The 16,241-nt window shown below is 45.1% G+C and carries 12 protein-coding genes; 2 read left to right on the forward strand and 10 right to left on the reverse strand.

Features of this window, described 5'->3' with window-relative positions; genetic code table 11:
• Nucleotides 1–3 precede the first annotated feature (3 nt).
• Nucleotides 4–840 carry a DUF4493 domain-containing protein gene (locus HMPREF1212_RS20040; RefSeq protein WP_046150827.1) on the reverse strand — a complete coding sequence of 279 codons (837 nt, stop codon included), beginning with the start codon at nt 838–840 and terminating at the stop codon, nt 4–6.
• 10 nt (nt 841–850) lie between these two features.
• Entirely contained in the window at nt 851–3,517 is a 2,667-nt protein-coding gene (locus HMPREF1212_RS20045; protein ID WP_157317079.1) for a DUF4493 domain-containing protein, read from the reverse strand.
• A gap of 304 nt (nt 3,518–3,821) precedes the next feature.
• On the opposite strand from HMPREF1212_RS20045, the gene HMPREF1212_RS20050 reads away from it, so the two are divergent.
• Entirely contained in the window at nt 3,822–4,664 is an 843-nt protein-coding gene (locus tag HMPREF1212_RS20050) for a helix-turn-helix domain-containing protein (RefSeq protein ID WP_087880941.1), read from the forward strand.
• A gap of 156 nt (nt 4,665–4,820) precedes the next feature.
• On the opposite strand, the gene HMPREF1212_RS20055 is transcribed toward HMPREF1212_RS20050, so the two are convergent.
• Nucleotides 4,821–5,471, reverse strand: a complete 651-nt coding sequence (locus HMPREF1212_RS20055; RefSeq protein WP_046150830.1) for an HU family DNA-binding protein — start codon at nt 5,469–5,471, stop codon at nt 4,821–4,823.
• 319 nt (nt 5,472–5,790) lie between these two features.
• On the opposite strand from HMPREF1212_RS20055, the gene HMPREF1212_RS20060 reads away from it, so the two are divergent.
• On the forward strand, nt 5,791–7,860 hold the full coding sequence (locus HMPREF1212_RS20060; RefSeq protein ID WP_046150831.1) for a VapE domain-containing protein: 2,070 nt from the start codon (nt 5,791–5,793) through the stop codon (nt 7,858–7,860).
• 118 nt (nt 7,861–7,978) lie between these two features.
• On the opposite strand, the gene HMPREF1212_RS20065 is transcribed toward HMPREF1212_RS20060, so the two are convergent.
• The 7 genes from HMPREF1212_RS20065 to HMPREF1212_RS20095 form a co-directional block, all read right to left on the reverse strand.
• Complete coding sequence (locus HMPREF1212_RS20065) at nt 7,979–8,293, reverse strand: helix-turn-helix domain-containing protein (protein WP_044191441.1); 315 nt, start codon at nt 8,291–8,293, stop codon at nt 7,979–7,981.
• Complete coding sequence (locus HMPREF1212_RS20070) at nt 8,281–8,466, reverse strand: type II toxin-antitoxin system RelE/ParE family toxin (RefSeq protein ID WP_052349776.1); 186 nt, start codon at nt 8,464–8,466, stop codon at nt 8,281–8,283. The genes HMPREF1212_RS20065 and HMPREF1212_RS20070 overlap by 13 nt, the downstream gene beginning before the upstream one ends.
• A gap of 58 nt (nt 8,467–8,524) precedes the next feature.
• Nucleotides 8,525–10,063 (reverse strand): YifB family Mg chelatase-like AAA ATPase, encoded by a 1,539-nt coding sequence (locus tag HMPREF1212_RS20075; protein ID WP_028726505.1) that lies wholly within the window; start codon nt 10,061–10,063, stop codon nt 8,525–8,527.
• 43 nt (nt 10,064–10,106) lie between these two features.
• Nucleotides 10,107–11,207, reverse strand: a complete 1,101-nt coding sequence (locus HMPREF1212_RS20080; RefSeq protein ID WP_046150832.1) for a TlpA disulfide reductase family protein — start codon at nt 11,205–11,207, stop codon at nt 10,107–10,109.
• Nucleotides 11,208–11,390: 183 nt separating this feature from the next.
• The gene (gene pckA / locus HMPREF1212_RS20085) at nt 11,391–12,998 is read right to left on the reverse strand and encodes a phosphoenolpyruvate carboxykinase (ATP) (RefSeq protein ID WP_028726507.1); all 1,608 of its coding nucleotides are present in this window, start codon (nt 12,996–12,998) and stop codon (nt 11,391–11,393) included.
• Nucleotides 12,999–13,318: 320 nt separating this feature from the next.
• Nucleotides 13,319–14,329: a 2-oxoacid:ferredoxin oxidoreductase subunit beta gene (locus HMPREF1212_RS20090; RefSeq protein ID WP_046150833.1), complete on the reverse strand. Its 1,011-nt coding sequence runs from the start codon at nt 14,327–14,329 to the stop codon at nt 13,319–13,321.
• Between the two features lie 3 nt (nt 14,330–14,332).
• Nucleotides 14,333–16,186, reverse strand: coding sequence for a 2-oxoacid:acceptor oxidoreductase subunit alpha (locus HMPREF1212_RS20095; protein ID WP_046150834.1), 1,854 nt, complete (start codon nt 16,184–16,186; stop codon nt 14,333–14,335).
• Between the last annotated feature and the right edge of the window lie 55 nt (nt 16,187–16,241).

The following is a 16,241-nucleotide window of genomic DNA, read 5'->3' on the forward strand; positions in this document are numbered from 1 at the left end:
TTTTCAATTTTCCTCTATGCTAAAAGAATCCAACATAACAGCTTTGGCATCTGGCCCGGCATCCAGATTAATCACATAATATTCACCGACTTTAGGTATTGATCCTTCTTCCGGTAAATAGAAGACTCTTTCCGGGTACCAGTCTGAACTATCCAGACGGACACGCACCTTTACTTGTAACTTTCCGTCTTCCCTTGTACAACCAGTCAGGAAATAACCGGTATCAAGACTCTTCTCCAAATCTTCCCCATCTTTCTGCCGCTGATAAAAAGACCATTTGGTATCACCGTCACCATTGTATACATCCATCTCAAAAGCATAAGCCAAAGGAGTATCTTCCAATAGCTTCCGAAATTGCTCGGATAAACGAAGCTCCACAGCCATGCTTGCATATTTACATGTTACATCTGCCCGGCTAACACGTTTTTCTTCAACAGCAAATGGGGTAGTTCCTTCAAAATAAGGTTTTTTGGAAACCTTTTGGTCTTTCTTCTCAAAAGAGGAGGCCAGCAACTGATACTTTCCAACAGGCAGTTGCAACGGTAGACCTGAATCAACCAATGCATTATATGAAGCAAACGTTTTATAAGGCGTTGAAGCCCCATCTTCATAAATAGCCAGATAGAAAGTATTCGGATCCAAATCAAAATGATGCGTAGCACGCGTCATAAAGGTAGGAATCTCAATATCTGTAGGAGCCTTCATGTTAAAATAAACGACTCCCATGCCATCGGGGATACCTGACAAATCGTCACTTTCATTCACATTCTCCTGACTACAAGCTATCAGCAGCCAAAAGGGTAGAAAAAAAAGGAGTAAGAAAATATTTCGCTTGTTCATATTCTTTCGATTATTCATAGATTAATTCAACATTATCGATATATAATTGACTTCCAACATATTCTCCTCTTGTTAAATTAGCACCAGAAGGGTATATTAGCAAATCGTCTTTACTTGTTGATGTACCAGATATAAATGATATACGAATTCTTTCTGCTTTCATTAAACCGCTAGAAACACTATAGTTTACTACCAGCTTTTGATTAGACCATGTTTCTGTAGGAGTAGCTAATCCTTCCTCTAATACCGTATTTGTTATGACATCACCATTCTGATTCCAAGCAGTTAACTTCGCAATAAACGTATCTTTATTTTTTCTTACATATTTATAATCAAAAGAAAGGGCAGTAGGTCTTGAGATAATATCTTTTCCAAAACGAGTGTCTTTCACATCCATATCCAAATACAATTCTCCTGGTGTGCAGTTCTTTACTGTCCCCATATTTCCAGATGTGAGAGCTGCTGTACTACCACTTCCCCAACCAACTGTACGAATTAATGCTGCACTTCCATCTTTACCAGCCTCTTTAATCACAGCAGAAGTTGCAATATAACGCATCCAACTACTTATACTAAAACCACCATCTTGTGTTGTATAAGCATTATTAGTATTCCATCCTTTTGTATCTTCACCAGTCCAAGGCTGCCAAATCTCCCAAAAACGTCCTGGAGGATCATTAGGACTCTTTCCAAGACCAGAAGGTTCCGGAGCACCTTCCAAAATACTTCCATTTGCATCTGGAGCAATGCTCCACTCTTCAAATCCAGCATTAGGGACAAAGGTATTTGCCTCTTCCGTTGTAACAGTTACAGCCTGACTTTTTCTGTTATCTTTATTGTTATATTTCGCCAGTAAGGTATAAGAACTATTTGGTTCTAAACCTGTTAAAACCGCTTGGTAAGTCTGATCATCAAGTACTATATCCGAAATATTAGCAACGGTTCCGTTACAAATAAAATTCAACTTCTTCGGATCCCCTTTTTGAATTGTTCCGTGCAGAACAACACGTTTGGCAAATGCTGCCCCCTCATTTGTATCAAATGTAAATACAGGTGCATAGACAGATATAACTTTCTCTAAAAACTTTTCTTTTCCATTCTTATCTTTTAGTGTAACTACAAACTTATAATCCTTACTTCCAGCATCCGGAGCAGTTAACATTGCGGAAAATGATTTTGTAAAAGTGATTACAGCTTTTGCCTCACTATCAAAACGAGTATTAATACCATAGCTATCCTTCAATGTTGTAGCATCAGTGGATAGATTATATGCCTGTTCATTAATCGTTAATGAAGTTACATCTTTATCAATCAAACCGGAAGCTTCTAATACATATTCTACCTCATCACTCAGTTCATCTCCTTCTACAATAGAAAGTGGTAAACTACCCTTTTCTATTATAATTGGAGCACTGGCATTCTGCATAATAATATTATAAGTCAAATTATTAGACTCATGCTCTTTACCGGTTGCATCTTTTCCTGAAAACTCAAACTTATACAAATAAGTTTCATCTACTGCTAAAGGAGCCTCAAGGCTATTAATAGCAGTACCTAGAAATATATATCCCTCCATCCATTTCTCAGTAACAGGATCCGTTACCGCTTTCTCCGGGTCATCTGTTTTAGACCATTTGAAGTTCTTTGCAGCAGCCACCGCCGCTCCTTCTGTCGTTGTAATATCAAATATATCGGGATCTTCATTATCTTTCGTTATTTTTATAACCAAAGAACTCACCCCACCCTGCATGTTAAAATGAACAATTGCATTACTATCATAACTTCCTGGACGTGTTTCTTTTTCATCGCCATCCTCAAAATGAATCGGACGTAATTCAGCATCTCCCATCGGCTTATACATATATTCCGGAATCTTAGTATCAACAGGAAGATAAGTCAACTCGTCATCCAGCATAACATCCAAACCGACTCCCTGATTTCCATCGCTCAACTTCAGGATTAATCGAACATTCTGGCGACGTTCCAGTTTTAATGGTGTTTGTACATGAACTGCTGTTGAGTCCGTATCTCCCGCTTTTTTCACATAGACAGTAATATTGGTATCTGTTCCTTCTGTTACAACCTGCAAATAAGCTGGGCGCACTTCATCTTTTTTCTTTATTCTGAAAACAGTATCCATCAATGCAGTTTTCAAATCCACATTGTAATCAGTATAGACTTTATTGAAATCGTCAGTAGACTCCACTGTTACTCGCGCATTACCAAGTGTACAAGTCATATCCAACCGCGTACTCATACCATCCTTGACAGTAAACGCCGTACTCCCCTCAAAATAAGGATTCTCAAATGCAGCAGGAAGGTCGTTGCCTTTGGATGCAACTATTGTGTAGGCACCTTCGGGGAGTTCGATCTCGGAAGGCATTTTGTCGAAGCGGTCGTAAGATTTTACTGTGTCTTTGTCGGTGACGATACGGATCTGGTAATCCTCTACGGTCAGGAATTTCTGGAACTCATCCGAAACAGCTTTCGTCAGATTCGAGTTCACACCTTTCTTCAGAGAGGTTGTATCAGCAGTCAAACTTAAACGGAGTTTTCCCGAATGGGCGGAAGAACCGTCTTTCCGGTCATCACAAGCAAACAAACCTATTATTAATACAGAAATACATGCAAATAATACCATAGTTCTTGCAGAACTATGTCTTTTCGTCATTTCCATTTCCCTCATCTACCTATTTTTGCGGTTATTGTCTAACCTTAATATTATATACTAATGTGATATGCACTTTTTATCGGGTGCAAAGTAACCTTGAATTATAAAATCCCGCAAGGTCTATTTATGCGATTTACTGTCCTTTTTATTAGATATGCCTTAAAACATATTAACTAACTCACTTTATTATATACGATATGGCACCGGAAAGGATAAATCCGGTGTTCTATTTATAAGAAAAAGACGACATCCTTTGAAAAATAATAAATACATTTGCATCCAGTAAACAAGCAAGCAAATGAACGCAAATATACCCAAGGAGCTACCCAACCTGGACATACCCGAAGACTGGATCGTAGGGATGGATATCAGCCGGGAAATACTGAATATGTACACCAATTTTCCCTGCCGACTGAAGGCCGGTATCTTCGTGCTTTGCATGGGGGGAGAGATCGAGGCTTCGATCGATATGACCCAATATAAGGTAAAAGAGAACGATTTCGTGACAATCATCCCCGGCAGTATCCTTCAGATACACAAGGTGGAAGGTGATCTGAAGATCTTTTTCCTGGGATATTCCTCGCAGTTTATCACGGAAGCAAACGTGATCAAGCCGACGCTCGATATCTTCTATACAATAAAGGCCACGCCTGTCGTCCCGCTGAAAGCGGAAGTCGCCGCCATCATACAGGATCATCTGGCCTTGCTTGCTAAAACGTACCTTACCTTTTACGGGAAAATAAGTAAAGAGGTAATCAAACACATACTTTTCACACTGGTTTACGGACTGGGGGAATTGTACAAAGACATCCGGACGATAAAAACCGTACAGGGCAAAAGCGAAAAGATTGCACACGACTTCACACAGCTGGTCATGCAGTATTACAGCCGGGAACGGAATGTGGCCTTCTATGCCGATAAACTGGGTATAACACAGGCACATCTGAGCACCACGATACGGCAGGTCACAGGGAAAACATGTATGGATATCATTGCGTCGATGGTCATTATGGATGCAAAGGCGCAATTGAAATCGACGGATGTTTCGGTACAAAACATCGCCTATTCGCTCAACTTCACCAATATGTCTTTCTTCGGTAAATACTTTAAACGACATGTCGGCATGGGGCCGCAGGAATACCGGAATAGCTAAGTTCTGCAAGAACTCAGGTACATAATCGCTTTTCCAAGAAAAGTGCGTTCATGCCTTCATAAGCTTCATATTCAACTAATACAAAGCAATTTGCAATATGAATGCACTCCATGATCGCATTCATACCGGCCTTCATTCCGCCTTCATCCGAAAAGACTAATCCGTGGTGATATTCGAGTCGATGATCAGGCTAGCCGGCTCCGGTTCGTTGTTCCCGGCGGGACGGGTATAGATCGCTATATGGCGGGTGCCGGTCTCTTCGAGCGTGCCATTCTCTACAAACCCGGCCAGGTCTTTCCGTGCCGAATAATCCGAGCAGCCGTTCAATCCGCGATATTTCATAACGGTGATATACGGGTGGCGATCCATATACCATTGCAACCGGCGGTATTTCTCGTCGTCGTTGAAAGTACGCAACTTTTCTTCTTTCAAACGGGTAAGCGGCATTGTCTTCAGCCTGTCTTTCAACGTCTGGCTGCACCTGAAGTTTACGTTCTTGAAATGCACCGACTCGCTTCGCAACTCCTTCTTATCCATCACCGGGCGCGACTGAAGCGAGACGCTGAAAAAGCCCAGCCCTTCGATCTCGACATTATTTCCCGAACGCAGATTTTCCGCCACCAGATCCGTTATCAGTCGAAGTGCACCCGCAATATCGGCCTCCGAGTAAGTAGACCGCTCTTTGCCGTATCGCATCAACTCTCTAATATTGTATGTATTATGAGGAATCAGGCGGGGATGCAACGGCATCTCATCGTTCTCGCCTTTGGGGTTGGGGTTTCGCTCCATCCTGTAATTAGCTTCCATATAGTATTCAATTATAGGTTAATATACTAGTGCTTATTGTTTTTGTCCCTACTTAGTAGTCTTTTGACAATTGTCGAAAGATTATTTGCCTATTGCCGAAAGATTATTCGACAGCTGGCAAAAGATCTTATCACAATTGGCGGAAGAATAAAAAGTCGGCATCTAAGATATAAAATATAACGAACAAAACCATAAGATACAACGACTTATTTATTAGTAGCGGACAGAGCAAAAACCGGATAACTATCGGTCGGAGCGTTCTTTAAACCGAATATCACGGTTGTATATTTGCTGACAGAAACATCAAAAATCAATCAATATGGAAGCAACGATTTACAAAAGCACGAACAAAAAGATGAAAAAGATTGCCTTGGCAACCTTACTGGAAGAGATGCGGACAGCGCAAAAACAAATTCCGGTAACGGCATTTCGCGAAATGCTGGATTATTGCATGCCGGAGAGCCGGCCGGCCGAAGTGGAGAAGTTACCGGTGACTGTTTTCAGCGGAGTTTACAACCGGTCGTCGGGCAACCCCGTCCTAAAGCGGTATACCGGTATCATCCTGGTAGAAATCAATCGGCTTGCCAACCGCTCCGAAGCGGAGAAAATTCGGGGAAAAGCGGCGGAAATTCTCCAAACTTTGGCGGCCTTTGTCGGTTCGAGCGGTAGAAGCGTAAAAATACTGACGCGCTTTACGCTACCAGACGGTTCATTGCCGGACGAAAATCGGCAGATCGGATTGTTTCACGCGCATGCCTATCGCCGGGCGGCCATCTTCTACGGGGAACAATTACAGCAGCCGGTCACGCCGACCAGTGCTTCGCTGTCGAAAGGGGTTCGCTACACGTTCGATCCCGGACTTTATTATAATCCCGACGCGATCGCGATCCGTATGCCCCAACCGCAACAGGAACCGGATGAAATGCAGGCAGAAAGCAGGGCAAAAGAAAAGAAAGAGCCGCTTTACCACCTGATGCCGGGTTACGAACGTTACCAGGTCATCGCCCGATTGTATAACGTGGCACTGAAAAAGACACTGGCAACGACGCCGATTCCCCAAGCGGAAGCCGATAAGCAGGCGTTTCTGGTGAACCTGGCCGAACATTGTTTCCGCAACGGGGTGCCGGAAGAGGATGCCGTACGCTGGACGTTGCTACATACAGGTTTCCGCAAGTTCGAGCCAGAACTGCGGGAAACGATACATACCTGCTACCTGATGGAGAAGAATTTCGGCGGCAAGCCGGAGCTTTCGTCCGGACAGGTATTGATGGCGCAACTGGATGATTTCATGTTGCGCCGTTATGAATTCCGGCGTAACAAACTGAGGGGTGATATGGAATACCGGGAGCAGTGCTCCTTCTGTTTCCGTTTCCGCCCGGTGACGGACGAGGTGATCAACACGATCAGCATAGAGGCACAGAAAGAGGGAATCGAGCTGTGGGACAGGGATGTGAAACGTTTTATCTTTTCCACGGCAACACCTTCTTATGATCCGTTGGATACTTATCTCGAAAATCTGCCGGCCTGGGACGGAAAAGACCGGATACGCAGCCTGGCCGACTCGTTACCGGTGGAAAACGGGAAGTGGCGCGACCGTTTTTATATCTGGTTCCTGGGAGTGGTTGCCCAATGGCGGCAGATGGACAGGATGCATGCCAACAGTGTAGTTCCGCTTATCGTGGGGCCACAGGGATGTGGCAAGTCCACCTGGTGCCGATCGCTCCTACCTCCGGAGTTGCGGGAGTATTATGCCGAAAGCCTCGATTTCAGCAGTCGGCGGGAAGCGGAAATGACGTTGGGACGTTTTGCGTTGATCAACCTGGATGAGTTCGATTCGATCAGTTCCAGGCAGCAGGCTTTCCTGAAACATTTATTGCAGAAGCCGGAAGTGAAGATCAGGCAGCCGTACGGGCAGAGTATTCACAGTCGACAACGGTATGGCTCGTTCATGGCGACCTGCAACAACCTCGACCTGCTGTCCGACCCGACAGGTAGCCGCCGTTTTCTCTGCATCGAGCTGAACGGGCAGATCGACAACAGCCGGACAATCTGTTACGAGCAATTGTATGCACAGGCACTCGAAGCATTGAAGCGTGGCGAACGGTATTGGTTCACACATGAGGAAGAGGTCGCTATCATGCAGGACAACAGAAGATTTCAGCAATGCCCGGCGGAAGAGCAGTTGCTCCTTCAATATTACCGGAAGGCGGAATCGGGAGAGGAAGGCCTTTGGCTGTCGGCCACCGAGATGCTGCTGGATATGCAAAAACGTAGCGGCGTGCATCTAAGCAGAACCAATATGAACACTTTCGCCCGCGTCCTCATAAAGAACGAAATAGCGAAAAGACATACGATGCGAGGCAACCTCTGGCATGTAATAAAAGTTTGATGAAGCCCCCATGAAGGCTCCATGAACCCGAAATGAAAACCGGGTTCATGGGCTATTCCTTATTAATTAAAAGCTAGAAGAGAGATGAAGGCACTGAAGGCTGAAAGGTTATGTGCTATCAGGGAATAGGCTTCAAATCAACCGTTAGCCCTAATGCATTCGCAATATGCAAAAAGCTGGATAGTTGCATATCCGTTTCACCTTTCTCGATTTTTGCAATATAAGCACGTTCTTTTCCTATGCGTTCCGCCAGCTGTTTCTGAGTCAAATTCAATTCCTTCCGACGATCGCGAAGTATCTCGCCATAATACCAGGCTAAGGCCTTTGCCTGAAAAGCTTCACGCTCCGGAGTGCCGTATTCACCATACTCTTCTACCAGCCTTTTAGTAAAGCTCAACAGCTTGGTTTTATTTTCTACTATTATATCTCCCATAAGTTATATTTATCAATAAGTTTCAATGCTTTCTTTATTTGCTTTTCATAGTCCTTGGTTGACTTTTTCAGGAAACCATTCAAAAGAACAACTTTGGTTGAGAGGATAACATTCCTATCGTCTACTGTAAACAGTATTGTCCGATATTCATTATTGCCTATCGAAATCCGCATTTCATACAAAGGTAACTAATTAATTACATTTCACCCGATAAAAACAACTCTATTTTTCCTACAATCCCCAGCTCTCCCTATCCAGATTACGGTAATTGATAGCCTCGGCCAGGTGGCGGGCTTCTATCTTTTCAGAGCCGTCGAGGTCGGCGATGGTACGGGAAACTTTGAGGATACGGTCGTAGGCACGGGCGGAAAGGCTCAGGCGTTGCATGGCTGTTTTGAGAAGAGCCAGCCCGGCAGCATCGGGGACAGCATATGTATGAAGAAGTTGAGTGCTCATCTGGGCATTACAATAGATACCTTCGTGACCGGCAAAACGTTTTTCCTGGACGGAACGAGCTTTGATCACCCGCTCACGGACATCGGCACTCGACTCGGAAGGACGTTGTTCGGAGATCTTTTCGAAAGGAACAGGCACGATCTCCACCTGTATATCTATCCGGTCTAGCAACGGCCCCGAAACACGGTTCATATACTTTTGCACCGCACCCGGTGGACAAAGACAGGGACGGTCGGGATGGTTGTAATATCCGCAGGGACAGGGATTCATGGAAGCAACCAGCATAAAGCTGGCCGGATAATCGACCGAGAAACGGGCACGGGAAACCGTTATCTTCCGGTCTTCCAACGGCTGACGCATCACTTCAAGGACACTCCGGTTGAACTCCGGCAATTCATCCAGGAAAAGCACACCGTTATGCGCCAGGCTCACCTCTCCCGGTTGCGGATAAGCACCGCCGCCTACCATCGCCACATTCGAAATGGTATGATGCGGGGAACGGAACGGCCGTTGCACCATCAGGGATGTCTCCACCCCTATTTTCCCGGCAACGGAATGGATCTTTGTCGTTTCGAGCGATTCGTGCAAAGTGAATGGGGGAAGGATTGTAGGCAGGCGTTTCGCCAACATCGACTTACCGCTCCCCGGCGGGCCGATCATGATCAGGTTATGACCGCCTGCCGCAGCTACTTCCAAGGCACGTTTCACATTCTCCTGTCCACGTACATCGGAAAAGTCGAATTCGAACTGTTGCTGACGGGCGTAAAACTCTTCCCGTGTATTGACAACGGTAGGTTGCAGGTCACGTCTGCCGGCAATAAACTCGATCACTTCTTTGATATTCTCCGCCCCATACACATCCAGGTCATTCACGACAGCCGCTTCACGGGCGTTCTGCTTCGGAAGGATAAATCCCTTAAAACCCTCCTCCCGTGCTTTGATCGCTATCGGAAGGACTCCTTTTACCGGTTGCAGACTACCATCCAGCGACAGTTCACCCATCAGCAGAAAACGATCCAGACGCGACGCATCCAGTTCTTCGGCAGCCGCCAGTATACCGATAGCCAGCGGCAGGTCGTACGACGAACCTTCCTTCCGGATATCGGCAGGTGCCATATTAATAACGAGACGGTTGCGGGGGAATTTATACCCGCTCACCTGAAGTGCGGAAATGATACGTTCGTGACTTTCGCGTACAGCGACATCGGGAAGGCCTACCAGAAAGAACTGGATGCCTTTTGTACAATTCACCTCAATGGTTACGATGGTTGCAGAAATGCCCTGCACGGCAGCAGCGTAAGATTTTACTAACATAATTAAAAGGTTTTTGGTTGAAAGTTTATAATTCGTTATCTCATCATTCTACCAGTTTTTCGAGTGTTTGTTCGATTTCCAGGCCGTTGTCCGTTTTCATGATGATCTTACCATCCTCATCGATCAGGAAACAGCGCGGAAGCGCATTTACATTATACAGGTCGACCAGCATAGTAGCCTGACCGGCCGAGTCGGTCACCAGGTTCCAGTCGATACTGTCTTTAGCCAACAACTTACGGACTTCCTTCGGATCATCATCCAGACTGACCAGTAACATTTCGACCTTGTCTTTCGGATATTTCATAGCGACCTTATCCAAAAGCAGATCTTCCGTCTGGCACATATCGCACCACGGAGCTGTAAAAGCCAGTAATAAATAACGTTTAGGGAAAGAATCCAGACTTACGGTATGCCCGTAGATATTCTTCACATTAAATCCCGGAGCTTCAGCCCCCAGCGAAGTACGCTGCGCCTTGGCACTATACTCCTGCAATTTACGGATCAGGTAGAAATCCTTCAACTTCGGACTCAGCACCGCCAAGAGTTCGTCCATCTTGCGGGTATCGTCCGGATTCATAAAGAAATACTGCAAAAGGACAGCCGAAGCTTCTTCATCCGGATGCTCCTGGATATAGGCCTGAGCACGCTCACTCAGCGAATGGGTTACATTCGTCAGGCGGGAAGGAATATCCGTCTCCTCTATTGTATTGGTATGATTACTCTTATTATTCAGGATATTGATCAAATCAGCCTGTTCCTTCAGCAAGGGGTTGACGCTTTTACGGAAAACCGTCAACTGGTCGTTAATACGTCCGCCTTTTACCTGCAGCAGAGCCGGATAAAGGGCATCGCCCGTTATCGTCACTTTCTCGCCCGGTATCAGGTAAGCCGTTGCCCAGCGCTTTTTATGATCGAAGAAAATTGTTACCGTATTGAAGTCGCCTTCACTCCGTTTGATAGAGAACTGTCCGGGTTTTTCGCAGGTGATGGTATCGACTACTTTATAACTGTCATTCTCAAAAACGGCATATAGCGTCTCATCTTCCAGATTAGACAATTTGCCTTCAATCCGGTAAGGGACGTCCCCGCCGCATGACGACAAGAACAATACGACTCCGAAAAACAGTAATAAACGTTTAATCATTATACCTTAAAACCCCACATTAACAGATAATATGCGGTAAAGATAGCAATAGAAATTAAAATACGCTAACAATTATAATAAAATTCATTCAAATATATAAAAAAAAGCGTAGAACATGATGTTCTACGCTTTTCAATAGCTTTATTCTTAACCTTTGATAAAAACTTATCTCCGGTAGGGAAATTACAATTTCGGACCAGCAGCAACCAAAGCCTTACCAGCTTCGTTACCAGTGAACTTAGCGAAGTTCTTCTGGAAGCGGCCTGCCAAATCTTTAGCTTTTTCGTCCCACTGAGCAGCGTCAGCATAAGTGTCGCGAGGATCAAGGATCTTCGGATCAACACCCGGAAGTTCTGTAGGAACAACGAAGTCGAAATAAGGAATAACCTTAGTCGGAGCTTTGTCGATAGAACCGTCCAGGATAGCGTCGATGATACCACGAGTATCTTTGATAGAGATACGTTTGCCGCTACCGTTCCAACCTGTGTTAACCAGATAAGCCTTAGCACCAGCCATTTCCATTTTCTTAACCAGTTCCTGACCGTATTTAGTCGGGTGCAATGACAAGAAAGCAGCACCGAAACAAGCTGAGAATGTAGGAGTCGGTTCAGTGATACCACGTTCTGTACCAGCCAATTTAGCTGTGAAACCAGAAAGGAAGTAGTACTGAGTCTGTTCCGGAGTCAGGATAGAAACCGGGGGTAATACACCGAATGCATCAGCAGACAGGAAGATAACCTGTTTTGCGTGCGGGCCTTTAGAAACCGGCTTAACGATGTTTTCGATATGATAGATAGGATAAGAAACGCGAGTGTTTTCTGTAACTGACTTGTCAGAGAAGTCGATAGCGCCGTTAGCGTCTACTGTACAGTTTTCCAACAGAGCGTCACGTTTGATAGCGTTCCAGATATCCGGCTCGTTTTCTTTGCTCAAGTTGATAGTCTTAGCGTAGCAACCACCTTCGAAGTTGAATACACCGTCGTTATCCCATCCGTGTTCGTCATCACCGATCAACAGACGTTTCGGGTCTGTAGACAATGTAGTCTTACCTGTACCTGACAAACCGAAGAAGATAGCTGAGCTCTTGCCTTCTTTGTCTGTGTTAGCAGAACAGTGCATAGAAGCCATACCCTGCAGCGGCAACAGATAGTTCATGTAAGAGAACATACCTTTCTTCATTTCACCACCGTACCAAGTGTTCAGGATAACCTGGATCTTTTCAGTCAGGTTGAATACTACAGCAGTTTCTGAGTTCAAGCCCAGTTCTTTGTAGTTTTCAACTTTAGCCTTAGAAGCATTCATGATAACGAAATCAGGTTCACCGAAGTTAGCCAGTTCTTCAGCTGAAGGACGGATGAACATGTTTGTTACGAAATGAGCCTGCCATGCTACTTCCATGATGAAACGCAGTTTCAGACGGCTGTTTTCGTTAGCACCGCAGAATGCGTCAACAACGAACAATCTTTTGTTAGAAAGTTCTTTTGTTGCTAATTCTTTACAAGCCTTCCAGCATTTTTCGTCTACTGGTTTGTTATCATTTTTATATTCTTCAGATGTCCACCATACAGTGTTTTCGCTGGTAGCATCCTTTACAAAGAATTTATCTTTAGGAGAACGTCCTGTATAAACGCCAGTCATAACGTTTACAGCACCCATATCAGTTACCTGACCTTTTTCGAAACCTTCCAGACCTGGTTTTGTTTCTTCTGCGAACAGAACTTCATAAGACGGATTGTGTACAATTTCTGTTACACCGGTAATTCCGTACTTGCTTAAATCTAAATTAGCCATTCTTGATAATAATTTAAATGATTGACTTTATATAACTTTTCTCTCTCTCGAAATTAAAAACAGCAGGGCTCTGATACCTACTTGTAACTTGCTGTTACCCCGCCTTGTTAAGACCGGTACAAAAGTAATATTTTTTTTAATTGCTGATACTCTATTAAGGAAATTTTTCAGTAATAATTGCTCTTTTCCATGCAATTAACAAATACACTAGTCTATTTGCAAACCAGACCTTACAATATAGAACAAAAATGTCAGTTCAAGTGTTCAGGCACAGTACTATCTGAAATAAAAAAGGCGATCATCCGACCGCCTTTTCCATCTTATTTTACTTCCCAGATCTCACCCTGCATAAGCAAATCTTTCAGCTTACGGGTCGGATTTTTCGTCTGTACTTCCTCGATCTGCTGATGAACGGCCTGGTCGTATACCGGAGCTTCCACATCGCGGATAACTCCCAGTGCGATAGGCATATCGTCTTTCATCATAGCCAGCATCATATGGAGAGTCGTATCTTTCTCATGGGCATCATGAACCAGAATATCATCCATCGTATAGCCGTCTTCGCCGATCGTAACAGCTTTCAGCTTCAAGCCGTCCAATACGAGGCCTTTATTACCGTCTTTTCCGAAGACCATCTTTTCGCCGTGACGCAGGAAGATAGTACGGTCTGCACGGAATTCCTTATCGACGATACTTTTGTGGATACCGTCGTTAAAGATCACACAGTTGACCAATACTTCGGTAACGGAAGCACCTTTATGGCGGGCTGAAGCAGCCAACACTTCGGTTGTATTCTTCAGGTCTACATCGATCACACGGGCAAAGAAGTTTCCGCGTGCACCCAAAGCCAGTTCGGCCGGGATAAACGGATCTTCCACTGTTCCGTAAGGAGAACTCTTGGAGACGAAACCGCGTTCGGATGTCGGAGAGTATTGACCTTTTGTCAGACCATAGATCTTATTGTTGAACAGAACAATGTTCAAATCGATGTTACGGCGTACGGCATGGATGAAATGGTTACCACCGATAGCCAGACAGTCGCCGTCACCTGTGATCAACCATACGCTCAGGTCGGGACGAGCCGTCTTTACACCTGTTGCAATAGCAGCACCACGTCCATGAATGGTATGGAAACCGTAAGTATTCATATAATAAGGTAAACGGGAAGAACACCCGATACCCGAGATAACGGCCATATTGTGAGGAGCCACTCCTACTTCAGCCATTGCTTTGTGTAAGCAGTTCAATACGGCATGGTCTCCACAACCCGGACACCAACGTACATACTGGTCGCTCTTATAATCTTTCGGTTCGAATTTTATATCTGTCATTTTTTAAGCCTCCAATATTTTAGTGAATTCCTCAACTAATCTCGCAACAACAAAAGGCTGGCCTTTTACGCGATTGAATCTGTACGGATTGAATCCGGAAACTTTACCACGCAGGTAGTTGGCAAACTGTCCGTTATTCTGCTCGGCAACAACGACTTTCTTAAACTTGGAAAGTACTTCAACCGTGTTCTTCGGCAGCGGGCTGATAAACTTGAAGTGAGCCATCGCAACCTTCTTGCCTTGTTTCTGCATGGTCTCCATTGCTTCATACAAGTGTCCGTAGGTTCCGCCCCATCCTACCAGCAGCAGGTCGGCATCGGAGTCACCGATCACTTCCAGTTCAGGGATATAATCGGCAATCTTGTCGATCTTTGCCTGACGGGTAGAAACCATCTTCTGGTGGTTGATCGGATCCGTTGAGATCGCACTTGTTTCGTAGTCTTTTTCCAGACCACCCAAACGGTGTGCGAAACCTTCCATACCCGGGATAGCCCAGTAACGAACCAGACTTTCTTTATCACGGCGGTATGCTTTCCACACCTTTTCTTCCGTATAGTTAGATACGTAATTCGGTTTGATTTCCGGATACTTGTCCAGATCAGGCAGTTTCCATGCAGACGAACCGTTTGCAATGAAAGCATCTGTCAACAGGATAACCGGAGTCATATGTTCAACGGCCAGTTTACCTGCCCAGTAAGCAGCATCGAAACAGTCTGTCGGAGTAGAAGCGGCAATCACAACCAGCGGACTTTCACCGTTACGGCCGTAAAGTGCCTGCATCAGGTCGGTTTGTTCACTCTTGGTAGGCATACCTGTAGAAGGGCCACCACGCTGTACGTCGATGATCACCAAAGGTATTTCGGCTATAACAGCCAGACCGATAGCTTCACTCTTCAGAGCCAGTCCCGGGCCGGAAGTGGAAGTAGCAGCCAGGCTACCGGCAAAACTGGCACCGATAGCAGTACAGATACCGGCTATTTCATCTTCAGCCTGTACAGTAACGACTCCCAGGTCTTTGCGTTTTGATAATTCATGCAGGATGTCTGTAGCGGGGGTAATAGGATAACTTCCCAGGAACAACTGCAAGCCGGACTTTTCGGCAGCGGCAATCAACCCGAGGGAAGTAGCCTTATTTCCGTTTACATCCGTATAGAATCCCGGTTCTGCCTTTTCGCTTTCGATACGATAGGTGGAAACCGTTGCGTGGATATTGTGTCCGTAGTTATAACCGTCGGTCAAGACTTTGATATTAGCCTTTGCGATAGCCGGCTTTTTAGCGAACTTATTCTGGAGCATGTTCATAGCCTCTTCCAGAGGACGGTCGAACAACCAGCAAACAAGTCCTAAAGCAAACATATTCTTACAACGCAGAGCAGCCTTATTATCCAGGCCGTATTCAGCCAGTCCGTCTTTCACCATTGTGGAGATCGGGGCGGCAACCACCTGCACACTTCCCAGACCTAATTCCTTGAATGGATCGTCGGTAGTGAACAATGCTTTGTCGAGATCAGCCTTTTTGAAAGAATCGGTATCTATGATAACAATCGCATTCTGTTTGATATTCTTTACATTAACCTTCAGGGCGGCCGGATTCATTGCTACCAATACATCTGCCTTATCTCCCGGAGTAAAGATCTTGCGCGATCCCAGATGCACCTGGAATCCCGATACACCACTAAGTGTTCCCTGTGGAGCACGAATTTCTGCCGGATAGTCGGGGAATGTAGAGATCTCATTTCCGAGGATAGCCGACAGATTTGAAAAGATTGTTCCGGTCAACTGCATACCGTCTCCGGAATCTCCGGAGAAACGAACTACAACCTGTTCCAAAGTTGTTACTTTTGTCTGTTCTGCCATAATTACTTATATTAGCTTTAATCGCTTGTTTGTAGTTAGATTTCCGCAAAGTAAA

This window comes from Parabacteroides sp. HGS0025 (assembly GCF_000969845.1).
GTDB classification, from domain to species: domain Bacteria; phylum Bacteroidota; class Bacteroidia; order Bacteroidales; family Tannerellaceae; genus Parabacteroides; species Parabacteroides gordonii.